The sequence below is a fragment of the Pedobacter sp. genome, from assembly GCF_046462515.1.
Taxonomy (GTDB): Bacteria; Bacteroidota; Bacteroidia; order Sphingobacteriales; family Sphingobacteriaceae; genus Pedobacter.
The window spans coordinates 291071-315673 of sequence record NZ_JBKGVD010000008.1 but is presented as its reverse complement, the minus strand read 5'-3'; the positions used below and the strand labels follow the sequence as shown (position 1 = coordinate 315673).

Annotated in this window: 21 protein-coding genes and 1 other RNA gene; 9 read left to right on the top strand and 13 right to left on the bottom strand. The window is 39.1% G+C overall.

Features of this window, described 5'->3' with window-relative positions; translation table 11 throughout:
- Nucleotides 1-350: 350 nt before the first annotated feature.
- The 4 genes from ACLHG9_RS09435 (at nt 351) to ssrA (ending at nt 6489) form a co-directional block, all read left to right on the top strand.
- Nucleotides 351-1985 carry a TldD/PmbA family protein gene (locus ACLHG9_RS09435; RefSeq protein WP_410221246.1) on the top strand — a complete coding sequence of 545 codons (1635 nt, stop codon included), beginning with the start codon at nt 351-353 and terminating at the stop codon, nt 1983-1985.
- A 2-nt stretch (nt 1986-1987) separates the two neighbouring features.
- Nucleotides 1988-3304 (top strand): TldD/PmbA family protein, encoded by a 1317-nt coding sequence (locus tag ACLHG9_RS09430; protein WP_410221245.1) that lies wholly within the window; start codon nt 1988-1990, stop codon nt 3302-3304.
- A 343-nt stretch (nt 3305-3647) separates the two neighbouring features.
- Nucleotides 3648-5288, top strand: a complete 1641-nt coding sequence (locus ACLHG9_RS09425) for a TldD/PmbA family protein (protein ID WP_410221244.1) — start codon at nt 3648-3650, stop codon at nt 5286-5288.
- Between the two features lie 832 nt (nt 5289-6120).
- Nucleotides 6121-6489, top strand: a transfer-messenger RNA (tmRNA) gene (ssrA, locus tag ACLHG9_RS09420).
- Between the two features lie 164 nt (nt 6490-6653).
- Here ssrA and ACLHG9_RS09415 read toward each other — a convergent pair.
- Nucleotides 6654-7472 (bottom strand): anti-sigma factor domain-containing protein, encoded by an 819-nt coding sequence (locus ACLHG9_RS09415; protein WP_410221243.1) that lies wholly within the window; start codon nt 7470-7472, stop codon nt 6654-6656.
- A gap of 2 nt (nt 7473-7474) precedes the next feature.
- Nucleotides 7475-8026, bottom strand: coding sequence for an RNA polymerase sigma factor (locus ACLHG9_RS09410; protein ID WP_410221242.1), 552 nt, complete (start codon nt 8024-8026; stop codon nt 7475-7477).
- Nucleotides 8027-8126: 100 nt separating this feature from the next.
- On the opposite strand from ACLHG9_RS09410, the gene msrB reads away from it, so the two are divergent.
- Nucleotides 8127-8651 (top strand): peptide-methionine (R)-S-oxide reductase MsrB, encoded by a 525-nt coding sequence (gene msrB / locus ACLHG9_RS09405; RefSeq protein WP_410221241.1) that lies wholly within the window; start codon nt 8127-8129, stop codon nt 8649-8651.
- 74 nt (nt 8652-8725) lie between these two features.
- Nucleotides 8726-9298 (top strand): fasciclin domain-containing protein, encoded by a 573-nt coding sequence (locus tag ACLHG9_RS09400; RefSeq protein WP_410221240.1) that lies wholly within the window; start codon nt 8726-8728, stop codon nt 9296-9298.
- Nucleotides 9299-9635: 337 nt separating this feature from the next.
- On the opposite strand, the gene ACLHG9_RS09395 is transcribed toward ACLHG9_RS09400, so the two are convergent.
- From ACLHG9_RS09395 to ACLHG9_RS09385, 3 genes are all read right to left on the bottom strand, one after another.
- Nucleotides 9636-11417 (bottom strand): 7TM diverse intracellular signaling domain-containing protein, encoded by a 1782-nt coding sequence (locus ACLHG9_RS09395; RefSeq protein ID WP_410221239.1) that lies wholly within the window; start codon nt 11415-11417, stop codon nt 9636-9638.
- The gene (locus ACLHG9_RS09390) at nt 11395-12033 is read right to left on the bottom strand and encodes a response regulator (protein ID WP_410221238.1); all 639 of its coding nucleotides are present in this window, start codon (nt 12031-12033) and stop codon (nt 11395-11397) included. Before ACLHG9_RS09390 ends, ACLHG9_RS09395 begins: the two co-directional genes overlap by 23 nt.
- A 125-nt stretch (nt 12034-12158) precedes the next feature.
- Nucleotides 12159-13286 carry an FISUMP domain-containing protein gene (locus ACLHG9_RS09385; protein WP_410221237.1) on the bottom strand — a complete coding sequence of 376 codons (1128 nt, stop codon included), beginning with the start codon at nt 13284-13286 and terminating at the stop codon, nt 12159-12161.
- A 238-nt stretch (nt 13287-13524) separates the two neighbouring features.
- On the opposite strand from ACLHG9_RS09385, the gene ACLHG9_RS09380 reads away from it, so the two are divergent.
- Nucleotides 13525-14766, top strand: a complete 1242-nt coding sequence (locus ACLHG9_RS09380; protein WP_410221236.1) for a Na+/H+ antiporter — start codon at nt 13525-13527, stop codon at nt 14764-14766.
- A gap of 5 nt (nt 14767-14771) precedes the next feature.
- On the opposite strand, the gene ACLHG9_RS09375 is transcribed toward ACLHG9_RS09380, so the two are convergent.
- The 7 genes from ACLHG9_RS09375 to ACLHG9_RS09345 form a co-directional block, all read right to left on the bottom strand.
- Entirely contained in the window at nt 14772-15440 is a 669-nt protein-coding gene (locus ACLHG9_RS09375) for an NAD-dependent epimerase/dehydratase family protein (RefSeq protein ID WP_410221235.1), read from the bottom strand.
- A 13-nt stretch (nt 15441-15453) separates the two neighbouring features.
- Complete coding sequence (locus ACLHG9_RS09370) at nt 15454-16494, bottom strand: MBL fold metallo-hydrolase (RefSeq protein ID WP_410221234.1); 1041 nt, start codon at nt 16492-16494, stop codon at nt 15454-15456.
- Entirely contained in the window at nt 16494-18071 is a 1578-nt protein-coding gene (locus tag ACLHG9_RS09365; protein ID WP_410221233.1) for a Na+/H+ antiporter, read from the bottom strand. The genes ACLHG9_RS09370 and ACLHG9_RS09365 overlap by 1 nt, the downstream gene beginning before the upstream one ends.
- A gap of 75 nt (nt 18072-18146) precedes the next feature.
- The gene (locus ACLHG9_RS09360; protein WP_410221232.1) at nt 18147-18566 is read right to left on the bottom strand and encodes a cupin domain-containing protein; all 420 of its coding nucleotides are present in this window, start codon (nt 18564-18566) and stop codon (nt 18147-18149) included.
- Between the two features lie 162 nt (nt 18567-18728).
- The gene (locus ACLHG9_RS09355; RefSeq protein ID WP_410221231.1) at nt 18729-19649 is read right to left on the bottom strand and encodes an alpha/beta hydrolase; all 921 of its coding nucleotides are present in this window, start codon (nt 19647-19649) and stop codon (nt 18729-18731) included.
- Nucleotides 19650-19800: 151 nt separating this feature from the next.
- Complete coding sequence (locus tag ACLHG9_RS09350; RefSeq protein WP_410221230.1) at nt 19801-20121, bottom strand: helix-turn-helix domain-containing protein; 321 nt, start codon at nt 20119-20121, stop codon at nt 19801-19803.
- A 42-nt stretch (nt 20122-20163) separates the two neighbouring features.
- Nucleotides 20164-20658, bottom strand: a complete 495-nt coding sequence (locus tag ACLHG9_RS09345; protein WP_410221229.1) for a hypothetical protein — start codon at nt 20656-20658, stop codon at nt 20164-20166.
- 127 nt (nt 20659-20785) lie between these two features.
- Between ACLHG9_RS09345 and ACLHG9_RS09340 the strand changes: the two genes are divergently transcribed.
- Nucleotides 20786-22696: an ABC-F family ATP-binding cassette domain-containing protein gene (locus ACLHG9_RS09340; protein WP_410221228.1), complete on the top strand. Its 1911-nt coding sequence runs from the start codon at nt 20786-20788 to the stop codon at nt 22694-22696.
- 74 nt (nt 22697-22770) lie between these two features.
- The gene (locus ACLHG9_RS09335) at nt 22771-24033 is read left to right on the top strand and encodes a DUF5103 domain-containing protein (protein ID WP_410221227.1); all 1263 of its coding nucleotides are present in this window, start codon (nt 22771-22773) and stop codon (nt 24031-24033) included.
- A gap of 111 nt (nt 24034-24144) precedes the next feature.
- On the opposite strand, the gene mscL is transcribed toward ACLHG9_RS09335, so the two are convergent.
- A complete protein-coding gene (gene mscL, locus ACLHG9_RS09330; RefSeq protein WP_410221226.1) occupies nt 24145-24531 on the bottom strand; it encodes a large-conductance mechanosensitive channel protein MscL in 387 nt (128 codons plus the stop codon).
- Nucleotides 24532-24603: the final 72 nt, after the last annotated feature.

Here is a 24603-nt window from a genome sequence, read left to right as displayed (position 1 = left end):
CCGGTTGTTGCAAACCGCATCAGCCAAGGTCGGTCTTACACTAAACGAAGATGTTTTACGGCTATCGCAAAGAATTTCAAATCAATACGTCATGCTGAACTCGTTTCAGCATCTTTTTTAAATAGTAATAATTCCTATGACGTAAAGTAGACCCTGAAATGAATTCAGGGTGACGAACTGATTGTTGGAAGTGCCGTAATTATTTTATGAAGATTTAACCGGACTTTGCTGCTCTGAGACAGGCTTTTGAATAAAATTAGCGATTGAAACTAAAATGTTATACTTCTTATGCCATTTTTATTTAAAGCTTTAACTAATTTGTGGTATTGCTAACCTAAACTAAAAACCACTTGAAAAGAAAAGATTTCCTCTATCTATCCGGAGTAGGAATGGGTGCTTTGCTTTTACCCGATCTATCGGCCTATGCCACACCAATAGATCCCGAGCAGGCGCTGACCCGCGTAGATACCAAAATTAAAAAAGAACTTGCAGATGTGGCATTAAATGCCGCCAAGTCAAAAGGTGCCTCTTATGCTGATGTGCGCATAGGCCGTTATCTAAACCAGTTCGTATCTACCCGTGAAAAACGTGTTCAAGGGGTAGCCAATACCGAGTCTTATGGTGTGGGTATCCGCGTAATCGTAAATGGGTGCTGGGGCTTTGCCGCTACCAATAAAGTTACCAAAGATGGCATTGCCAAAGCCGCAGAACAAGCGGTTGCCGTTGCCAAGGCCAACGCAAAGATACAAGGTGATCCTGTACAGCTTGCTCCACAGAAAGGTTACGGCGAGGTTAGCTGGAAAACGCCTATCGAGATCAATGCTTTTGAAGTTCCTGTAAAAGAGAAGGTAGATTTGCTGCTAAATGTTAATGATGTGGCCATGCAAAATGGCGCCAACTTTGTTAACTCGGCCATATTTGCAGTTAACGAGCAGAAATATTTTGCTTCTACTGATGGTTCGTACATAGATCAGGATGTTCACCGTATCTATCCCACTTTTAACGTAACCCGCATTGACCGTACTTCTGGACAGTTCAAGACCCGCAATTCATTGAGCTCTCCTATGGGCATGGGTTATGAATATATGCATGCTCGTCCTGAAGATAAGGTAGCCGGTATTGTAACACGCTATAAGGGTCGTTATGATATGCTGGAAGATGTGAAAGCTGCCGCTAAAGTAGCCGCAGAAAAAGTAACTGCCAAATCGGTAGAGCCGGGTAAATATGATCTTGTTCTTGATCCATCGCATTTATGGTTAACCATTCACGAATCTGTTGGTCACCCTACCGAGTTAGACCGTGTTTTGGGTTACGAGGCCAATTATGCCGGAACAAGTTTCCTGACCTTGGATAAATGGGAATCTAAAAACTTCAAATTTGGCAGCGATAAGGTTAACATCGTGGCTGATAAAACCCAGGTAGGTTCTTTGGGTGCAGTTGGTTATGATGATGAGGGAGTAAAATGTAAAAAATGGGATCTGATCAAAGATGGGGTACTGGTAAATTATCAGGCTATTAGGGACCAGGCGCATATTATAGGTTTAAATGAATCGCAAGGTTGCTGCTACGCCCAAGGTTGGGATGATGTTCAGTTTCAACGTATGCCTAATGTATCGTTACAACCGGGTAAACAAAAACTGAGCGTAGATGATATGATCAAAAATGTAGAAAAAGGAATTTACATCATTGGTGATGGCTCATTCTCTATTGATCAGCAACGTTACAATTTTCAGTTTGGCGGACAGATTTTCTACGAAATCAAAAATGGCAAGATCGTAGGTATGCTCAATGATGTTGCTTACCAAGCCAATACCCGCGAGTTCTGGAATTCATGCAGTGATATCTGCGATCAGAGCGATTACCGTTTAGGGGGTTCATTTAACGATGGAAAAGGGCAGCCATCGCAAAGTAGTGCCGTTTCGCACGGTAGTTCTACTGCCCGTTTTAATGGAGTTAATGTTATTAATACAGCAAGAAAAATATAATTATGGCCATATTAAGTAAAGAAGAAGCACAGGCAATTTTAAAAAAGGTACTTAGCTATTCTAAGGCCGATGCCTGCGAAGTAAGTTTAAATGGCTCAGATGGTGGTAACATCCGTTATGCCCGTAATGCTGTTTCTACTGCCGGACAAATAGATGTAATGAGTTTGGGCGTTAGTGCAACGTTTGGAAAGAAAACGGGTACTGCTACCATTAATGAGTTTGATGACGCCTCTTTGCAAAAAGTAGTTAAGAGGGCTGAAGAGCTGGCTTTGCTGGCTCCTGAAAATCCTGAGTATATGCCTCCTTTGGGTCCTCAGAATTTTGCAGAATCGTTAACTTATAATGCCAATACCGCAGCCATGAACCCTGATACCAGAGCTGATATGGTGGCAAAGAGTTTAGGTGTATCTAAAGCGGCTGGTTTAGATGCGGCCGGTTTCTTAGAAAATTCTACCCGCTTCAGCTCGATCATGAATTCTAAGGGTTTGTTTGCCTACAATAAAAGTACTAACGTTTCTTTTTCAGTAACCATACGTAACAAACAGGGAACGGGTTCGGGTTACGTTGAGCAAGATTTTAACAACCTGGATAAAATGGATACGCTGGCGCTGAGCAAAATAGCAGCTACCAAAGCCAATACCTCGGCCGGGGCAAAAGCTTTAGAGCCGGGTAAATATACCGTAATCTTAGAGCCTTTGGCTGCAAGTGATATGCTGGGCAATATGTTCAGGGGTTTTGATGCGCGAAGTGCCGACGAAGGCCGTAGCTTTATGAGCAAAAAAGGTGGTGGTACCCGTTTAGGTGAGCAGTTGTTCTCTGAAAATGTGAACATTTATTCTGATCCTCTAAACCCTGAGGTACCAGGCTCTACCTGGACCGGTGATGGTTTACCTGTTACCAGAACGCAATGGGTGCAAAACGGGGTGGTTAAAAACCTGTCTTATTCGAGATATTGGGCGGCACAGAAAAATGTACAGCCTTTACCGTTTAGCAGAAGTATTGTACTGGAAGGCGGAAACCAATCGTTGCAAGATCTGATCAAGAGTACCGAAAAAGGGATACTGGTTACCCGTTTCTGGTATATCCGTATGGTTGATCCTCAAACTTTATTGTTAACAGGGCTTACGCGTGATGGTACTTTCTATATCGAGAACGGCGAAATCAAATTCCCGATCAAGAATTTTAGGTTCAATGAAAGTCCGGTGATCATGCTGAACAATGTTGAGGCCTTAGGCAAACCTGTACGTACAGGAAGTGGCTTAATTCCTCCGATGAAGATCCGTGACTTTACTTTCTCATCGCTTTCAGACGCAATTTAAAATACTATAAAGAGGGTGTTAATGTAGGTTCGTTTGTTCGTTATTCGTTATTCGTTATTCGATGTTCGATGTTCGATGTGAAAGATCCTGAAACGAGTTCAGGATGACGTGAAAAGATGATAAGTCAAGTTCAGAACTTGCTCTGATTTATTTGAGGAGGTTCAGGATGACGTAAAGGGTCATTAGTTTAGAACAACTAAAGGGTTATCCGTTCAAGATGACGTGAAAAGACCAATAAGCAGAGCTTGTAACTACTTATTCGGGATAAGGTAAACAAATGATAAGCAAATGGATCATATCCTAAACATTAACTCCCTCTTCTTTTACAATTAAACTCAAGACCTTGAAAAGAAGAGACTTTTTATATATGGCGGGTATTGGTACGGGTGCTACCCTATTTCAAAGTGTACCTGTATTTGGCAACATGATTTCTGTTGAGGAAGCCCTTACTCCTATTGATGTTGCCCTGAAAAAGAAAATGGCCGATGTGGTTTTAAATACTGCCAGATCTTTGGGTGCAAATTATGCTGACGTGAGAATTGGGCGTTATCTTAACCAGGTGATCGCTACACGCGAGAAAAGAGTGGATAATATCTCTAACTCTGAATCTTATGGTATGGGTATCCGTGTGCTGGCCAACGGCAGCTGGGGTTTTGCCGCTACCAATAAACTGGATAACGACAGCATTGCAAAGGCTACCAAAATGGCGGTTGCCATTGCCAAAGGTAACGCCAAATTAATGGATGAGCCTGTACAGTTAGCTCCGCAGAAAGGTTTTGGCGAGGTAAGCTGGAAAACACCGGTAGTCATCAACGCTTTTGAAGTACCTATTGCAGAGAAAGTGGATCTTTTATTGAATGTAAATAATGAGGCTTTAAAAGGTGGCGCAAAATACATCAGCTCTAACCTGTTCATGGTAAATGAGCAAAAATATTTTGCTTCTACTGATGGTTCTTATATTGATCAGGACATACATCGTATATGGCCTACTTTTACGCTGACCAAGATTGATGCCGCTGCTGGTAAATTTGAAACCAGAAATGCTTTAAGCGCACCGATGGGCATGGGTTTTGAGTATATGAAGCCTTTAGACAGCGAAAAGATAAAAGGTGGTCCGGTAACGATGTACAAAAAGCGTTATGATATGCTGGAAGATGTTCGCGAAGCCGCTGTACACGTTGATGAAAAACTTAAAGCCAAACCTGTTCCTCCGGGTAAATACGATCTGGTCTTGGATCCTTCGCATTTGTTCTTGACCATACATGAATCTGTAGGTCATCCTACCGAATTAGACCGTGTATTGGGCTATGAGGCCAATTATGCCGGAACGAGTTTCCTGACCTTGGATAAATGGGAAAGCAAGAAATTTAACTTTGGCAGTAAAGAGGTTAACATTGTAGCCGATAAGCTGGAGCCGGGTTCTTTGGGTGCAGTTGGTTATGACGATGAGGGGGTAAAATGTGGCAAATGGGATATCATTAAAGATGGCATTTTGGTCAATTACCAAACCATCAGGGATCAGGCGCATATCTTGGGTTTAAAAGAATCGCAAGGTTGCTGTTATGCCGATAGCTGGGACAGTATACAGTTTCAACGTATGCCTAATGTTTCTTTACTTCCGGGCAATGCTCCTCTTTCGGCCGCAGATATGGTAAAGAATGTAGAAAAAGGCATTTATATGTTCGGCAGGAATTCTTATTCTATTGATCAGCAACGCTACAATTTCCAGTTCAGCGCACAACTGGCCTACGAAATTAAAGAGGGTAAGATTGTGGGCATGTTCAAAGATGCGGCTTATCAGGCTAATACTCAAGAGTTCTGGAATTCGTGCGCGCAACGTTGCGATAAAAATGATTACCGTTTAGGGGGTACTTTCTCTGATGGTAAAGGGCAACCCAGCCAGGCCAGTGCTGTTTCTCATGGTAGTCCTACTACTCGTTTTAATGGGGTAAGCGTGATCAACACGGGTCGGAAATTGGGGTAATAGCTTAAGCTGTAAATTTATTGCTTTGGCTAATTACTGCAAGCTGCACCAGTCAAGGTCTATTTTATTATAAACGGAGGGTTACCGATTACCCTTGCTTTATTTTCAGTCAGGTAGTAAAAAAGCCTAAACTTTAAAGAAATGGAACGAGCCAGTGAAGAAAGACCCTGAAACCAGTTCAGGGTGACGATGAATATATAATCCGTCATGCTGAACTTGTTTTACTGCGCAGCTTTACGCTTTGCTCCAAGTCAGCATCTTATAAGAATAAGTTCTTATATTTTTCGCCTCATTAGCCGGCGGGGCCTAGTTCTTTTTTTCATAAAAAAGAACGAAAAAATGCCGACTGAGCCTGCTGCTACAAAGTATCTGCTTAGGCCAGTTCCTGCAAACCGCATCAGCCAAGGTCGGTTTTACGCTAAACGAAGATGTTTTACGGCTATCGCAAAGAATTTCAAATCAAAACGTCATGCTGAACTCGTTTCAGCATCTTAGCCGAGGAAACATAGACCCTGACCACGTAGTAGCTACAAGACCTTAAAGGAAAATAAATAAAGGCTTGTAAAACCAGTTCAGGGTGACGGTAGTGTTAAGGGGGTGACGTAAATAGTTATAAGTTGAGAGTGACGGGCCGGTTTTAGGGAGGGTGACGGAGGGGTTTTAGGGCTATTGCCTTTCAAAAATATAGTATAATAACCCCAATCAACATTAAGCCGGATAGCGAGATTTGGCATTTTATTTGTACCTTTGTTGTCAGTATTAAAGATAAAAGCGCAAAGATTAAGGGTTTAACCTAAGTTTTTGACTTTAAGCTTTTGACTTTTAAATCATTGGGGCTGTTCTTGGATTTGACAGGGTGGCGCTAAATATGTAAGCATGCAGTGCGTTGTACGGTGAGCACTTTAAAGAGAACGTTCAAAACAATAATTGGCGAAAATAACTACGCCTTAGCTGCCTAATTTAGAATTACGCAAGCTTTTGTCTCGCTAACTGCCGCATAGTTAGGTTAGCATCAGAGGCATCGATATAACCATGCTAGTTTTTGTAGGGTACGATACAAAAGCGAAACAAAGTACCTAAGGATGTTGTCAAGGTCGGTTTCCAGCCCGGCTCATCTCTAAAATCAATTGGAAAATAAGCACGTAGAAAGCATACTTTATCACACAACTGGACAAGGGTTCGAACCCCTTCAGCTCCACAAAGTGCATAACAAATTATTAGATAATAAGTTATGCACTTTTTTTATTCACTAAATCCAAAACTCTATTTCAAAAATCCTTACAAGACTTTCTAAATGGTATTTTTTATAGTAAGCTAAAATTATAAGCCTGATACCTCTGATATGAAAATAGCATGACGTGAATGTTATACCTTGCCCATTACGTACATGTTTTCCATTGTTGGTACTGTACTGCCTCCCCTTTTTTCAAGTGTGATGGCAAAAGCCTGGGCAGAGTTTACAGGGGTCATTTTTTGCATGGCCGCACCCGAATCTTGATTGAAAACACCTAAGCTTATCGGTTTGCCGTCTACAATGGCCCATAGCTGATATTGTTGGTCTTTTGGAGCCACTGGCAGGTTTTCCAAAGCTAAATAAACCTCCTTGGAATCGCGTTGGAAATACACCACTGCCTTCATATCTGGGTGTTTTTCTACACCTAGCAAGGGAATGGTACTCACTTCAGGACTAGTTACCATGTCCCATTTACTTTTTAGATTTCTAAAGGCCAGATCGCTCGCCTCACGTTCTGTAGAAAGCGCTGCTAATTGCTCCTTGATGCTGTTTTGGCGGCTATTAAAATAGAAGTTCAGGCACATACTGGCTACCAATAATATGCTCGCTGCAATGGCAAACCATCTCAAAGGTGCTTTATTACCCCCTAAAGACACGGTTGGATGCAACGATACCACATCAGTTGCCTGCACATGGTCTTTGCTGATCATGTCCATTTGCCCTTCTTGGTGAGAAATTTTTGCCCATACCGCTTCCTTTAGTTCTGCTGGTGGAGCAACGGCCTGACTTGACGCAAAATCTTCTAAAGTATCCTGTGCCTCTAGGATAGCCTGTCTAACCTCTGGACTATGCTTTTGTATGCAGTCCAATATACGCACTTCCTCTTCGGAAGCAAGCCCCATCACATAAGCTTCAATAATGCCAGACGATATGTATTCTTTAATGTCCAATCTTAATTATTATCTTTTAATAAACTTTTCAGTTCAATCAATGCATTGCGAGTGCGTGTCTTTACTGTACCGATGGGTATATCCAGTCTTTCGGCAATTTCCTGTTGAGTGTATCCTTTAAAATAGGCTAGTTCGATCAGCTCTCTCCATTCTTGCTTCAACCGCAACAGTACTTCCTTCATGCCAATGTGGTCTACATTTGGAGTTGCCGCATAATCTTTGCTATTATTTACGAATTCTGGAATACCTTGGTTTTTCTGTTCGTTCTGAAAGCCCTTTGACCGGATATAATCTATTGCCGTATTTCTGGCAAGGTTGATCATCCAAGTGTACAAACGTCCGCGTTCAGGATCAAACTGCCTTATGTTCTTCCATATCTTCACAAAAACATCTTGCAAAATCTCATCAGCATGTTCTTTTTCACTAACCACCCTGATAACCACGCCATAAATAGCCGGGGCATAATTATCATAGAGATAATTAAATCCGTTCTGGTCTTGTTGGCACAACAACGATACGATTTCCTGTTCAGTTAGCTTTAGTTGATTCTTCAAGAATAATAGCACTTAAAACAAAAATATAAAATTATATGAGTGGTACAATTTAAATCCAATTTAAATCTGTTTCCGTAAATAGATGATAAACAGCAGAAACATGAAAAAGTTTATCACCCTGATATTATTGCTTTCCATAGGCGCTGCATGGACAGCATCGGCCCAGCAAAAAATCAAAAACCCCTACTATTCCAGAACAGACAAGACCAAACTTCATGTGAGCAACAAGGAATGGAAAAAAATCTTAGAGCCCAATCTGTATGCGGTAGCCAGAGAAAATGCCACCGAAAGGGCTTTTAGCGGAAAATACAACGAGTTTGATGGTAAGGGTACCTACTATTGTGCCGTTTGCGGCAACAAACTCTTCCGTTCTACGGCAAAATTTGCCAGTACCTGCGGCTGGCCCTCCTTTTTCGAAGCAGGAGACAAGGGTAGCGTAAGCTACGCAGAAGACAGATCATACAATATGGTACGTACCGAAGTACGATGCGGCAGGTGCGGTTCACATCTTGGACATGTATTTGACGATGGCCCCGCCCCCACGGGCAAACGCTATTGCATGAATTCGATAAGCCTTGATTTTGAAGCGGATAAGAGCAGTCTTTCAAAAAATATTCAAAAATAAAATCCAAGGTGTACCTACTCTTCGTAAGTGTATGCATCAAATTAAAACAACATTAACCATAAAAATTAAACATCATGAAAAAGTTAACAAGCATGGTTGCCATAGGCGCATTTTCAATTAGTATAATGTTCACAGGTGCCGCCATGGCACAAATGGCAAGCAAAGAAAAAACCGTAACGGTAGGCGGAGCGCCAATGTACCCCAGCAAGAATATTGTGGAAAATGCAGTCAACTCTAAGGACCATACCACTTTGGTAGCTGCTGTAAAAGCAGCTGGCCTGGTAGAAACGCTATCATCCAAAGGACCATTTACCGTACTTGCGCCAACCAATGCCGCATTTGATAAGCTCCCTAAAGGAACTGTAGAGACACTGGTAAAACCAGAGAACAAAACCATGCTGACCAAAATACTTACCTATCATGTATTGGCAGGCAACTATAGTGCAAAAGCTATTTGGGCAGCAGTAAAAAAAGGCAGTGGAAAAGCTGTTATGAAAACTGTTGAGGGTGAAAACCTAACTTTTTGGACCAAGGGTAAAGACCTTTATGTAAGGGATGCTAAGGGCAACGACGCCAAGGTAACCATTGCCGATGTGAACCAGTCTAATGGTGTTATCCACGTGATTGACACTGTACTCATGCCCTAGTTTTTTATTTTAGCCATACATTAGAAGCCCCATTTATTGGGGCTTTTTTTATTGTGCTGCTGTATCCAATAGTTTTTTGCTGTTATCCAAAATAATCGCTAAAAATGAGGCAGAAAATATCTAAACTTTTCCATAGTGTATTCTTCTTTATTGGTAATACACTATGGTTTTTAACAGTGGTCTAAAAACGAAAGAGAGTTAACATTATGACTTGTGTAATTAAAGTTAAAGATTATTCTAATAAACTGCTTCAATTTCTAAAAAACTATGCCCAACATCTAATCAATTTGTAAGGTTATAGTATTTTCATATTATAATATAGGTTCTTTAATTTTAATTAATTGGCCGGAATAACAATCTGAATAACCGTACCTTGCCCCTCTACACTGCTGATCTCAAAACTACCGTGGTAATAACCCACTCTTTTTTCCATATTATCTAAACCAAAACCCAATCCGGTTTGCCATACATTAAAGCCGCAGCCATCATCGGTAAACTGGAAGTGGTAGCTATCTGTATATTTATAGAATTCTATGGTAACTAAACGTGCCTTACCATGCTTAATGGCATTATTGATTGCTTCCAAAGCGATCAGATATATATCGTAAACCCATTTCTGTTCAATCCGTTCGGGAACATCATAACAGAAAAGCTCAATCTCAGCATCATCCAAACCTGCGTTCAGAATTGCGATCTGGCTGCGCAAGCTAGAGATCAGGGCTCCCTCATCTAATGCTTTTGGGAGTATCTTATGGGAAATATCGCGAATATCGCTGGCCAGCTCGCTGATGTTCTGTTTGGCCAATTTGGTGTTCTTCATATCAAACAGGTGGATGATATGGGCAATTTTACTTCCTACATTGTCGTGGATGATATTGGCAATATTACGTCGCTCTCGTAATTGTACATGATTGATTGTTCTAAGCGAGTTTTCTTTTTCCAAAATTACCTCCTGCATAAGCTCCGTATTTTTTAGAAATACTTCCACGTAATTTCTTGACAGTACGGCTCCAAACAGGAACACTTCATATAGGCTGGCAAAAACCATCCAATCGCCCCCGAGTGCATATGGAATGATATTAAAGCTTTCTAAAATGAGGGTTCCTCCCCATACCAACTGTGGTGCAAAAGCCAAAAGCGCATAGATCGCCTGATCTCTTTCTATGCGCAAGTGTGTTACAGATGCCCAAAAAAGCACAATGATAACCAGCATAAATACAACATAACCCGAGATAAAGAGATACCTGAAATCAGCATTGGGATAAATCCATAGCAAAGTTGCCGACAGCAGAACTATAAGAAGATTTAGTATGCACAAAAAATTAATCAGTTTATACTTGAAAAACTGGTGCTCTTTTAAGCGTAAAAAACAGCAGAGGAAATAGCTTAATGCAACATACCATAACGCGCCGCTGAAAATTCTGGCCTCGCTTAGCCATAAAAGATTTGGGAAAAGCAGATGTTTGGCAAAATTCATGGTAATTACTACGTAACAGACCGTTAGCAATGAATAGCAGATATAATAAGCGTACAAGCTCTTTCGGGTCATTAATAGCAAAACTCCGTTGATCATGAGCAATAGAAAAGCGATACCAATGAAAAAAGCTACCCATGCTATTTTACTAGAAGACTGTGTTTCCAGTTCTGTAAAACTGGTTAAACGAAAAGAAAACTCGAGAAATGAAGTCTGTTTTTTAATTCTGGCCCAAAGGATACGTTCTTCACCAGGTTTTAATTTAAGTTCATAAGTAAGCGCACTCATGAAAGCTTCTCGTCCTTTGGTTCGGTCTCCCATTAGTGCCACCTGGTTTCTATCAAAAATGATCAGGCTGTCTATATGATAATTGTCAAAACATAGCCATGTAGCACCTTCTCTGTGGTTATCTTTATTTTTGATTTTAAAATAACACCAAACCGCATCGTTGCGGTTATAACCTAGGTTAATCTTTTGATCTTCGACAAAGGTTTTAAAGGTTTTCTGTTTAGCTTGGGCTAGTTGCCATTTTGAGTCATGATCAATGGCATAGGCCGCCAGTACAGAAATATGTAGATTAGCAGAAGCCAAAGTCTTTGATAAACCCAGCAGAAAGAGGATACTAACTAAGCAGGTTATTCTCATGGGCAAATTTAATGAGCGTGCTACTGTTACTGATTTCCAGCTTCCTGTATATATTTCGGCGATGGGTATCGACCGTGGTTTTGCTGACAAAGAGCACCTCTCCAATTTCCTTACTGGTTAATCCCTTGATGATCAATCTGATTACTTCTTTTTCCTGTCTGGATATTCTGAACTTGTTAACAATGGGTTCATCAATAGTGCGGTAAATATCTACACTCCTGCTATCTTTACCATTGGTTTGGAAACCGCTTGCAGGTTTCATCTCGATAACCCTAACCAGTTCTTCTGCTGTTGTTTCTTTTTTAAGGAAGGCATCCATTCCCATTCTTTTGGCCTTTTGAATCAGGAAATCCTCATAATAAGCTGTAAGTATAATTTTCTTGGTATTTTTAAGCTGTTCTTTAAGTTCTTCTAATAGCACAAATCCATCTGTTTCCCCAATATTCAGGTCGCAGATAAATACATCTACCTGATGGTGCATGAGGTGTTCTCTGCATGTATCTGCACGACTGAACTTAGTAATCTGATAGCTTTGATCAGCATTCTTCAGCAGCTCGGCAATCCCGTTCAAAAAAAGCAGGTGGTCGTCACAGATAACAATGTGCTTTGGTTTCATGTAGTATCAGGTACTTTATCCTAAAACTAACAATAAGTTTTAAGAGCAGAAAATTTTGATCCTTTTAAACTTAGGATCATTCAGGTGATTGCAGCTGCGCCTAAGCAGACTCTCAAGAATATATGCTAATTTTTAATTACACGAACAGAAAAGCCTCGTTCAGGAGCTTCCGATCCCAACCCCGTCACGTTTTTTTTGTATGAGCTGAATCCAAAAGCAAAGCCATTATTATAATATCCGTAACCATTGTTTGGGTTATAAAGACCAACCCCGTCTATTGTAGAAGTCCACCATTGTCCATCGCCATAATAATTGAATACCGAGGCGGCGCTGGGTTCTTTTTCATACTCGTTGCTCCGTGCTCTTCCTCCTGGCAGAAAATTCAAACCCGACTCATTGGTTCCATTGCCTGCATATTCTCCATATTTCTTATCGGGAAGGTCCCATCCGGTTTTTCCTCTGATTTTTTTGCCTGCTTCATATTTACCGCCAAGTACTGCTATCAGAGTTTCATATTCTTGTGCACTTGGTATATGCCATCCTTTTGGTGCTAAGCCCCGTGGATCCATCACTGCATGGAAATTGTACAGCTTGCCATATTTCTTTCCATTTTTTGCATCAAAGTTCAGGTAGATAAAAGCGGGCTTATGGTTCTTGCAAAACTGCTGCCATTCGGCAGGGGTCTTAGCCTCGGGAATTGGATCTCCATTGCTAAAAGTAGCCACATCCAGGTTTTTGTTGCTCCAGATTTGGTTACCAACCTTTACCGGTGCTTCTATTTCATCAATTGCATTATAAATTTCTTTTAAGGGTGTGCCATTGGCTGAATTACAGCTCCAAACGAAATTTTGGGCAGGAGCTCCACTGCTCCTTTTCAAACATTCTTTCATCGCAATGGCATCTGCCTCTTCTTTAGTGGCGGCAAGCCCCCAACCAAAGGCTGTACCTACTTTTCCGTCAATTGTTCTGTAGGCCGCACAGCCTGTTCCTTCGTATGACAATACTACAGTACAGTTTCCACCCTTGCGCCTGCATTCTTCTACGGCTCTATTTTCAGCCTCGCTTAAGGTTGCCTGATCAAATGACCAACCGTAATAAAAACCATTGTCCCTATCAACGGCTAATGCTCCGTATTTAGCTTTAGCAGGTGCTTTTGTTGTACTTACATTTTTAGCTGGTTGTTGCTTTTGCGCAAAACCAGCTGAAGTGGCTAAAATTAGTACCGACCCTAAAATGATGCGCTGTATATTCATGCTTATGAGTTTAACATATCTCAAAATTGAAAAATCTTTAAGTGAACTTCAATACTCATTTATGAGGATTTTTACCATAGACAAGCTCATTAGCCATTTTCATAATTCATATAGAAGAAGCCAAACGACAATATTGTTCATTTAAACAAAATTTGCTGTTTAATTTATCTTATAATGGTTTAACTTAGCAGTTATCGCTGATTTATCATTAATCATGAAGCAAGCGCAGTTTATTTAAATGGAAAATTACAGCATTGTGATCATGATCATGGCGCTCATGATCATAACTTCGGCTTTAGCAGACCGTATAAAGATACCGGGGCCTGTTTTACTTATCCTTACAGGTATTGCCATTGGTTTTATCCCTTCTTTACCTGAAATTGCCTTAGAACCCGAAATTGTTATGCTGATCTTTTTACCGCCATTACTTTACGACGCGGCTTTTAACATTTCTTTTACTGATTTTAAAACTAATCTTAACACTATAAGTAAATTGGCCATCGGCTTAGTGTTTTTAACCACAGCAGGTATTGCTGTGGTAGCTTATTACATGATACCGGGTATAACATGGCCCTTGGCATTTGTACTGGGCTCTATCCTTTCTGCCACCGATGCTGTTGCTGCTATTGGGATTACCAAGAATTTAGGCTTATCGCATAAAACCACTACTATATTAGAAGGTGAAAGCTTGATTAACGACGCGTCGGCCTTGATTGCCTATCGCTTTGCGGTGGCAGCGGTTACAGGTGTTGCCTTTATCTGGTGGAAAGCTTCTCTGGATTTTGTACTGGTATTGGCAGGTGGTGCAGCTGTAGGTATTGCACTGTCATGGTTCTTATTACATTTATTACGTTGGTTCAGAACCCATGAAATGGTAATTATCAGTTTAATGTTGCTGATGCCTTTTGTAGCTTATTTAATTGCAGAGCATTTTGAGGTTTCGGGCGTAATTGCCGTAGTTGTTTTGGGCTTGGGTATGGCAAAGTTAAGCCGCAGCAAATTTCCCGAAAAGCTTAAACAGCAATCCAGAAATTTCTGGGATGTGATTATTTTTCTTTTGAACGGGCTGATCTTTGTATTGATAGGCTTGCAATTTCCCATCGTAATGAAACAATTGCCAGATGGTCAGCTGCTTTGTAATATAGGTTATGCAGTCATCATTGGTATTATTGCTTTAGCTATCAGATTATTTAGGGTTTACTGGCAACAGTTTACACTATTAAAAGCTTTTCAGGGTAAGCGTAAAGTAAGAGAAGAGGCCTTACTCAATTCTAAAACCAGCTTTATCCTTTCTTGGTCTGGTATGCGTGGTATCGTTTCGTTAGCCATTGCATTAGGTTTACCTACCACATTAAAAAACGGAGAAGTATTTCCTATGCGCAATGAAATTATTTTCCTTTCAATTGCAGTAGTACTGTTTTCTTTATTAGGACAGGGCCTTACTTTACCCTGGATAGTTAAGAAGATGGGAAATGATTAAATTGCCTAAGATTGCATTTGTGAAAGCTTAAGAATATCTTCCACCTCTAGCACTTTCTTTTCGTTAGCCTTAAATGATACGTAAATCATAGCTTTTGCCACTTCTTGAAGGGTAAGAAAATATTTAGGCGCTATTTTTCTGAGTAAAGGATACAGGAAACCGATTACTTTATAATAGCCTTTAATATTCTTTGCCCCTTTGGCAGGTTTCATAAATGCAGGCCTGAAATTATATACTGCTTTAAAAGGGAGTTTCATCAGATCATTTTCGGTTTTTCCTTTTATTCTTGCCCACATTAGCTTTCCTTTTTCAGAACTGTCTGTGCCTGCTCCTGAAACATAGCAGAAAGTAAGGTTAGGATTTACTTTTGCCAGTATCCTTGCAAAGTTTAGGGTGAGCGTGTAAGTTACAGCTAAATATTGTTCTTCTTTCATCCCTAAAGAAGAAACCCCCGAACAAAAATAACAGGCATTAAAGTCTTTAAGCCGGTCTTCAAGAGCTGAAATATCATTAAAATCGGCATGAATAATCTCCTCTACTTTTGGGTTTGATATTCCAGTAGGTTTACGGTTAATGAGCAATATTTTCTCTATTACATCATTTTGTATGCATTCTAACATTACTCCTTCTCCTACCATGCCTGTAGCGCCTGTTATGATTACTTTCAGTTTCATATGTTTTATCTTTTTAAGACTTTTCCCACCATTTGTTCCAGATTTTTCCCAAGTTATCCAAATCTACTTTCTCTCCTATTTTAGGCAAGGTTATAGGTACATGGTTTGCTTCGGCTAATAAAGATACTTGTTGTAAGGGTTCATACCAGGGATGCTGGGCAAGTTTAAATTTAGAGTGGTGTACAGGCATAAAATTTGCCGCTCTTAACTCATGTACTTCTTTAATGATTTCATTAGGTAATGAGTGAATATATGGCCAGTTTTCATTATACTGTCCACACTCGAGTAAGGCTAGGTCAAAGGGTCCGAATTGTTCGCCTATACTTTTAAAGTGAGGTCCATAGCCACTATCACCTCCCAAGAAAATCTTTTTACGGGGTGTTTGTAAAACAAAAGAAGTCCATAGCGAGATATTCCTTGCAAAGAGCCTGCCTGAGAAATGCCTGGCCGGTGTTAAAGTAATGCTACAGCCTTCTGCAAGATTAATACGGTCATACCAGTTCTTTTCAATCAGTTTAGCTTTATCCCATCCCCAATATTCAAAATGTTGTGCAACACCTAAGCCACAAACCACTTGTTCCACTTTACTTTCCAGCTGTTGTATGGTTTTATAATCCAGGTGATCCCAATGATCATGTGAGATCAACAATATGTCTATATAAGGCATATCATTGGCCTGGTAATAATTGCTACCCGCAAATGCTTTTACAGAACCTGGTAAGGGCGATGCATTACCACTAAAAACAGGATCGATCAAGAGCTTAAGCCCATCTACCTGTATAAAATAAGAACTGTGCCCAAACCAGATCAGCACATTTTCATTAGTTGATAAATTTTTAAGGTCTGTTTGTACAAAAGGAATTGGATGCCCGGGGCTGGTATGGGGGTGTTTGCCCAGAAAATTCCAAAGTACTTTTAACATACTTTGGCCTTCTGCTAAGGCTGGTGTAAGTTCCTGGTTTTGGAACTGCCCATCTTTATAATTAGAAAGCGTTTTAAAATAGCGTTTCCGTTCTGCACCGGGAAATTGACCAATCTCTTTTTTTATACTCATTATTCCAACCTTAATTTTTCTTCTTCTAAATCTATCTGATGAAGAAATTTCCTGATAATTTCTTCGTCTATACGTTGTTCATTTTTATTCTTGAACAGCAACAATTCTCGCTGCCTATCCAATATATTCTTATAAATAGATTTAATTTCATCAGAAACCACGTGCGTTTCATCTGCTTGCAACTGGTTTTCCCAATATCGGATCATTTTTTGCAAATGAAAACTTTGTTCTGTTTCAATTTTATGATGCAGGTTTAAATATTGTAGTGATTCTCTGGCCAGTTCTTCTCTAATTTGCTTTTCTGTTTCTTCTCCGGGCAAATGGTCGTCAAAATCGGGCAATCCTATTTTCTTTATCATGGCTGGCAAAGTTAATCCCTGAGCCACCAAGGTTACCAAAATAACTACAAAAGTAATATACAATATTAGGTTACGTTGCGGAAAAGCAGCACCGTTATCAAGCGTTATGGGTATGGATAAAGCCGCAGCTAATGATACCACTCCACGCATACCTGTCCACCCTAAAATAAGAGGTGTTTTTGTGCCGGGATTCTTATCTGCAACGGTTATGAAATGGCTTGCAATTTTAGTTGTGATCAATGCCCCATAGGCTGCTACCATTCGTCCTATAATTAAAACCAAAGTAATCAATAATCCATATCCTGTTGCCTGGTAAAAGCTGATGCCTTCTTTCTTTAAACCAGCGATAATTTCAGGAAGGTCTAGGCCAATGAGCATGAAAACCAGTCCATTCAATAAGAATACAAAGCTTTGCCAAACATTCTCTCCTCTTAAACGTGATGAGCTGCTTAAAAAAGCATGTCTGTGGTAAGATAAAAATAATCCGCCACTAACTACAGACAGCACGCCTGAGGCGTGTACTTCTTCTGCTACGATATACATAGCATAGGGTGTAACAAGGGTGAGGATAATATCCATATTTACATCTGTGGGAAGCTTTTTATGGGCCTTTAAAAACACTAATCCTACCAATAAGCCAATACCTATGCCTCCTATTACCATCCATGTAAAACTGAATGCCGCATTGTACCACACAAACTGTCCTGTGGTAACCGCAATAGCAGCGAAACGAAAAATAATAAGCGAGGAGGCGTCATTTAATAAACTTTCTCCTTCCAGTATAGATGACATCCGCTTGGGCACTTTTACGAATTTAAGAATGGCACTTGCACTTACCGCATCAGGAGGCGAAACAATCCCACCCAACAAAAATCCCAATGCAAGTGAAAATCCAGGAATAAAGGAATTTGCCACAAATGCAACTGAAATGGCAGTAAGAAATACAACCACAAAAGCAAAACTGCCTATAATTCTTCGCCAGTGCCACAGTTCTTTCCAAGAATTGGCCCAAGATGCTTCATACAATAAAGGTGGCAGAAATATAATAAAAATCAATTCCGGGTCTATTTTCAACACAGGAATACCTGGCACAAAACTGATAAACAAACCGGCTAACACCAACAATACCGGATAGGCTACTTTGATCTTGTTGCCCAGCATGATCAACAGCACAATGAGCACAACCACTATAAGGTAAAAGGGAAAGTGTTCTATCATAAAATAACTATGCCTACTTAATTTTTTAAAGTTAATGATCGGCTTATAAAGTACCTTGTATTTTTATTCTGCTTTTCAAATGATTTCTCCCGCATTTTTATAATTTTCATCACTTACTGGTTCAAGCCAGTTTACGATACCTTTTTCTGTATTGATACCAATTGCCGTGTGTACCATTACCGCGTCGGGAGAGGCTCCGTGCCAATGTTTAATACCTGGTAAGATATTGATTACACTTCCTGCTTTAAATTTCTGAACAGGTTTGCCCTCTTCTTGGTAATAACAGGTTCCTTCTCTTACCAATAATATTTGATTGCTTCCATGTGTGTGCCAATGGTTTCTGGCTCCCGGTTCAAACAACACATCACTAATAACAGCATTCGTATCCTGATCTGGGGTAACATAGGTTTTTAACCAGGCTTTGCCTGTAAAATAACTGTCAGGGGCTTCCTTATATCCCATCTGCTCAATTTCCTGTTTTGTATATTGTGACATTTTATATTGTAATAAGTAAATCAGCCTGTGAATTAAACAGGCTGATCATACCGCTCTGAGCTTTATAAAAAGAAAATTAAAGATTTTCTATGAAGAATGGAACAGCTTTTAGCAAACTTATGCTTAGAAATCTGCTTGTGTTCCCATATCTTGAAAACCGGATTAAAGTTTATCTCCAAAAAATGAACTTAAAACTGCTGTTGCTTCATTTACATAATTTTCTCTATCGTATAAAGACATATGATTTGCGCCTTCAACTACATACATTTTTTTATCAGCTGTAGCCGCTCGATCCATCAATTCATCACTCATCCATTTACTTCCTGCATTGCTACCTACCACCGTTAATAAAGGCTGCGTAAAAAATGCCTCTGCTTTATGGTAAGCATCATAAGTGATGATCTGTGCCAAACTTCTGGCGGTAGCAAAACCTGGCGCGGTTGGATACTGGCAACGGTCTGTATGATAATATTCCCATGCTTCTTCTAGCTCTGCATTTGGAGCGTCTTCTTTTTTCACCGGTGCCAATGGCATAGTTGCAATTGCTGCTCCACTTGCATCGTTTGTTCTTGCATTAGCTCCTGCTAACAGGTAAGGAAGTGCATCAGCATCTTTCACATTGTTTTCCCATCCATTACGAAACATAGAGCCTATATTTACCGCACTGACCATGGCTACAGCTTTGATGCGATGATCATTAATTGCCGCATTTGCAGTGTATCCACCACCTGCACAAATACCCATAGCACCTATTTTTTCGCTATCAACATAAGGAAGCGTAGTTAAATAATCAATTACCGCGCTGATATCTTCTGTTCTGATATACGGGTTTTCGAGCTGACGAGGTTCACCTGTACTTTCACCTTGATACGAAGCATCATAAACTATGGTCAAAAAACCTTGTTCTGCTATTTTTCTTGCATATAAACCTGCAGTCTGTTCTTTTACACCTCCACCAGGATGGCTTACTACTATAGCTGCATATTTTTTATTTGGATCAAATCCTTTTGGAAAGTTGATTACGGCAGACATCATAATGCTTTGGTTATTACTGTTCTTGAAATTTACTTTTTGTTGTGCCATGGTATTTTTGCTTTAAATGTTATTTATCATTTTTAATAACACAAAATTACCATGTTACCTTACCTGCTTATGAAAACGAATTACGGTAATGCTGAAACAAATTACTTTTTTTTCACATTTTCATAACCTTTACCAAGCAAAATATTAAAGACTATTGATTACGAAAGATTGTTGGGGTAATTCCGGTTTCTTTTCTAAAAAACCGGGTAAAATAGGTAGGGTATTCAAAACCAAGACTGTAGCCTATTTCACTTATAGAAAGATCTAATTGTCTGAGTTTTTGCTTTGCGATCTTAATTACATATTGATGGATATGATTTTGCGGAGCATTGCCGGTAAAATGTTTGATCAGATCACCGAAATAATTTGGTGATAGGTTGGCCTTATCTGCGAAATAAGTAACCGAAGGCAATTCCATAGCTTCTTTATTTTCGTTAAAATACTCATCTAAATGTTCATAAAAATCGGCCACTACTTTATTGTATAATTTACTTCTGGTATCAAACTGTCTTTTCTAGAATAACTGTATATAGGAAAGAATTAACGAAGCGTAGGATACGATAACTTCTTTTGAAAAGTTCTCTTTCTGATATTCCTTGAAAGATTTTTTAAACAGATCCTGTAAGGTTTCTTCTTCTTCAAGTGTAAGAAACAAAGCCTCATGGTTATTGTAATGCTTAAAATTATATTCTTTGGCATATTTATCGAACAGCTTTGGTGTTATAAACATCGCATATCCGCTAAATTTTGAAGAATAATTCCATTCCAAGCTATTAGTTGGGCAATCTAAATATGCATAAGAAGCAGACCTATTTTCTGCAGGTGTAATATCCGAATTTGTTTTAATAGCTAAAACGTAAAAATCGATACTAACAGGTTCTGAACGTAAAGGGATTTGGTTATGGTGCTCATAATTAACCACATGCAGCACATCACTTTTAGCATTTTCTACATTCAAGTATTTTAAAAATGCAGGTATATTGTACATTTTTTCTTCCTGTTTCATCATGTATATGCAAATTGAATTTACAAAGTTACCACTTTACGAAAGTTTATACTGAAACATTTAACAGGTTAAAATGAAACTTTTTACGGTTAAAAATTCCTCAATCTAATTCCTTACTTTTGCAGCCATAATGATTTCAATAAACAATTTAAGTTTTTTAATTGGCTCAAGAGCCTTATATGACGAAGCAGACTGGCATATTAAACCTGGAGATAAAGTTGGTTTAATCGGTGCGAATGGCACAGGTAAATCTACGCTTTTAAAGCTGATTGTAGGCGATTACACTCCTACTTCGGGCAGCATTTCTATGGCAAAAGACCTCAAGATCGGCTACCTAAACCAGGATTTGCTTTCTATAGATTCACATCATAGCATTTTACATGTGGCTATGGAAGCGTTTGAGCGTCAGAATAAGCTGCATGATGAGATTGAAGAACTTTTAAAAGTTATAGAAACCGATTACAGTGAAGATGTGCTGAACCAGTTGGCAGAAAAGCAACAGGAATTTGAGGCTTTAGATGGCTACAATATAGAATATAGGGCACATGAGGTTTTAGCTGGTCTGGGGTTTAGTGATGAAGACCAGTTACGTCCGTTAAACACTTTTTCCGGTGGGTGGCGCATGCGGGTAATGTTAGCCAAAATCCTATTACAAGATCCTGATATTTTGTTGTTAGATGAGCCTACCAACCATATGGACTTACCTTCCATTAAATGGTTAGAAACCTATCTGGGTTCTTTTGAAGGCGCTATTGTGATTGTTTCGCACGACAGGTATTTCTTAGACCGGATTATTAATAAAACCGTAGAATCAAGAAAGGGTAAGCTTACCACTTATGCCGGTAACTATACCTATTATTTAGAGGAAAAAGCTTTACGCGCAGAAATACAGCGTGGCGAATACAAAAACCAACAGGCTAAAATTAAACAGGAAGAGCGTTTAATTGAACGTTTTAAGGCTAAAGCGAGCAAGGCAAAAATGGCGCAGTCGCGTATGAAAGCACTTGAAAAATTAGACCGGGTTGAAGATGTGGATGATGATAATCCTACAGTTAACTTTAGCTTTAAATTTTCCAAGCCTTCTGGCCGTCATGTAGTACGTTTAGAAAACGTTAGCAAAAGTTACCCTAATATTAATATTTTAGAAAATGCAGAAGCTATCATAGAAAAGGGAGATAAAATTGCCCTGATTGGTGCCAATGGTAAAGGTAAATCTACCTTATTGCGTATTATTGCGGGTACAGAACCTTTTAGTGGGAAAAGTGAAAAAGGTCATAACGTAACCGAAACTTTTTTTGCGCAGCACCAATTGGAATCTCTCCACTTAGACAATTCAATTTTAGAAGAATTACAGGCTTTTGCCCCTAAGCATACTGATACGGAATTACGTGGCATTTTAGGCTGTTTTCTGTTTACCGGAGATGATGTATTTAAAAAGATAAAAGTACTTTCAGGAGGTGAAAAATCCAGGGTGGCTCTGGCTAAATCACTTACTACAGACTCTAACTTCCTAATCCTGGATGAGCCCACCAATCACTTGGATATTCAGTCTGTTAATATTCTGATACAGGCTTTACAACAATACGAAGGCACTTTCATTACCGTATCTCACGACAGGTATTTCTTAGATAATATTGCAAATAAGATCTGGTTTATTGAAGGAGAAAAAATCAAAGAATACCCTGGTACATATGCCGAATTTGAAGAATGGGATGCGAAAAGAGTAAAACCTGCTCCAAAGCCTATTCCTGTAAAACAGGAGAATCTTAAACCTAAAGCTACAACCGAACCTGCTTCTCTTAATGTACAGCAACAACTTAAAAAGTTAAATGATAAGCTTAAAAAAGCTGAAGAAGAGATTTCGGTATTTGAAGCCAATGTAAAGCAATTTGAAACAGAGCTTGCCCGTGAAGAAGTTTTTAGTAACCCGAAAAAATTAGAAGAGGTAAACCTACAATACCTTACTGAAAAAGAGTTTTTAAACGCTGCCCAGAAAAACTGGGAAGCCCTAGCTTCTGAAATTATGGATTTAGAAGGGTAATTCTTCTGTTTCTACATCTGGTCCTTAATTATGAATAAAGATTGTATATTTAATTCTTTAAGCTTTTATAATTAATGATCAGATTTTTATTTTTTGTTTTGTTGTTTTTTACGGTACAGGAACTCAAGGCCCAAAACCAGATTTATGAGAATAAAGTTTTTAAATCTAACCTGAAAACCGTGCAGTGCTACAACAGCCAGAAAGAACAATCTTTTCCCATTATTAATTTAAAAAGCAATGAAACCATCACTTTTGCTTTTGATGATTTAGATGGCGGGCAAAAAAATTACAGCTATACTATAGAACATTGTACTTACGACTGGAAATCGTCAAGGTTAAATACAATGGATTATCTCGAAACTTTTAAAGAAGATATTATTTTCAATTATAAATACTCCTTTAATACATTGGTAAAATTTACCAATTACCGTTTAACACTGCCTAATGAGCAGATTAAACCTAAAATTGCAGGTAATTATATTTTAAAGGTATATGAAAATAATAAACCCGAAAATGTAGTAATTACCCAACGTTTTTACATTAGCAATAATATGGTTAATGTTGGCGCAGAGGTTGTTCCAAGTACCGATGTTGCCAATCGCAACACCAAACAAAAGGTCAATTTTACCATTTTTCATCAGATACCTATTGCAAACCCCAACTCTGATATTAAAGCGGTGGTTATGCAAAATAATATTCCTTACAGTAAAATTGTAAATACCAAACCTTTATACATCAGACAAGGTTCGCTGGTTTATGATGAGTTAAACACCAATGAATTTTGGGGCGGTAACGAATTCAGGAAGTTTGATACCCGCAGTTTCAGGTATAACGCAGAACATGTTGCAGATATCTATCGCGATAGTGTCCAAAACGTGGTTTTATCTACCGATTTGGCTAATAAATCTTCAAGATATAGTAACCAGTTTGATGAAAATGGCAATTTCTTTATTAGAAATACCGACGGAAGGGATAATACCACGGACAGCGATTATGCAATTGTTTATTTTACATTGAGCGCAACACCTCCTACTGCGGGCGGTAGCGCATACATTGTAGGTGCATTTAACAATTATGCTTTAACCAATGAGAATAAGCTTACCTACGATATAGCAAAAGGCAGATTTCATGGCAATATTAAGCTTAAACAAGGTTTATATGATTTTAAGTATATCTGGTTAGACGAAAATAACAAAATCAATGAAACGGCTTTTGAGGGTTCATTCTTCGAAACAGAAAACAATTATCAGGTATTGGTTTATCATCGCAGGCCGGGCAGCAGATTTGATGACCTGATAGGTTTCGCCCATATCAACAACGTGAAAAACGTTAAATAATTTGATATACTGCTTCTAAAAATAAAAAGGTTGTTTAAAACATCATCTTTGCTCAGTGCAAGCCTAATTAATGTAGTTTTAAACAACCTGTAAAAAAGATTTTTGCCGTTCTTATTTATTTTTTAGCAAATCGCGGATCTCAGTGAGCAGTACCTGTTCTTGAGTAGGTGCGGCTGGTGTTGCCGGTGCTTCCTCCTCTTTTTTCTTCATTCTGTTTACCAGTCTGATGATTAGAAATAGTACAAAGGCAATGATGATAAACGAAATTACGGTTGATAAAAAATTGCCGTATTTAATTGCCGTTCCCGGAATTGTAAGCTGGGCCAGGTTATCTAACTTAGCTGCCTTTAAGGCTGGTGCCAATACCGCAGGTGTAATTACATCTTCTACCAGCGAGTTTACAATCTTACCAAACGCGCCGCCAATAATTACACCGACTGCTAAATCAATTACATTGCCCTTTACGGCAAAATCTCTAAATTCTTTTACAAAACCCATAAGTAATCTATTTAATTTTTTACACTCTATTTTTAAAATAAACTACCTAAAAGTAGTTTATAAAATTAAATT

What these genes read in the sequence shown, in the direction of transcription:
- ACLHG9_RS09430 (WP_410221245.1), top strand. Translation starts at nt 1,988, where the DNA reads ATGGCCATATTAAGTAAAGAAGAAGCACAGGCAATTTTAAAAAAGGTA.
- msrB (WP_410221241.1), top strand. Translation starts at nt 8,127, where the DNA reads ATGAAAAAGTTTATCACCCTGATATTATTGCTTTCCATAGGCGCTGCA.
- ACLHG9_RS09400 (WP_410221240.1), top strand. Translation starts at nt 8,726, where the DNA reads ATGAAAAAGTTAACAAGCATGGTTGCCATAGGCGCATTTTCAATTAGT.
- ACLHG9_RS09395 (WP_410221239.1), bottom strand. Translation starts at nt 11,417, where the DNA reads ATGAGAATAACCTGCTTAGTTAGTATCCTCTTTCTGCTGGGTTTATCA.
- ACLHG9_RS09390 (WP_410221238.1), bottom strand. Translation starts at nt 12,033, where the DNA reads ATGAAACCAAAGCACATTGTTATCTGTGACGACCACCTGCTTTTTTTG.
- ACLHG9_RS09385 (WP_410221237.1), bottom strand. Translation starts at nt 13,286, where the DNA reads ATGAATATACAGCGCATCATTTTAGGGTCGGTACTAATTTTAGCCACT.
- ACLHG9_RS09380 (WP_410221236.1), top strand. Translation starts at nt 13,525, where the DNA reads ATGGAAAATTACAGCATTGTGATCATGATCATGGCGCTCATGATCATA.
- ACLHG9_RS09375 (WP_410221235.1), bottom strand. Translation starts at nt 15,440, where the DNA reads ATGAAACTGAAAGTAATCATAACAGGCGCTACAGGCATGGTAGGAGAA.
- ACLHG9_RS09370 (WP_410221234.1), bottom strand. Translation starts at nt 16,494, where the DNA reads ATGAGTATAAAAAAAGAGATTGGTCAATTTCCCGGTGCAGAACGGAAA.
- ACLHG9_RS09365 (WP_410221233.1), bottom strand. Translation starts at nt 18,071, where the DNA reads ATGATAGAACACTTTCCCTTTTACCTTATAGTGGTTGTGCTCATTGTG.
- ACLHG9_RS09360 (WP_410221232.1), bottom strand. Translation starts at nt 18,566, where the DNA reads ATGTCACAATATACAAAACAGGAAATTGAGCAGATGGGATATAAGGAA.
- ACLHG9_RS09355 (WP_410221231.1), bottom strand. Translation starts at nt 19,649, where the DNA reads ATGGCACAACAAAAAGTAAATTTCAAGAACAGTAATAACCAAAGCATT.
- ACLHG9_RS09345 (WP_410221229.1), bottom strand. Translation starts at nt 20,658, where the DNA reads ATGATGAAACAGGAAGAAAAAATGTACAATATACCTGCATTTTTAAAA.
- ACLHG9_RS09340 (WP_410221228.1), top strand. Translation starts at nt 20,786, where the DNA reads ATGATTTCAATAAACAATTTAAGTTTTTTAATTGGCTCAAGAGCCTTA.
- ACLHG9_RS09335 (WP_410221227.1), top strand. Translation starts at nt 22,771, where the DNA reads ATGATCAGATTTTTATTTTTTGTTTTGTTGTTTTTTACGGTACAGGAA.
- mscL (WP_410221226.1), bottom strand. Translation starts at nt 24,531, where the DNA reads ATGGGTTTTGTAAAAGAATTTAGAGATTTTGCCGTAAAGGGCAATGTA.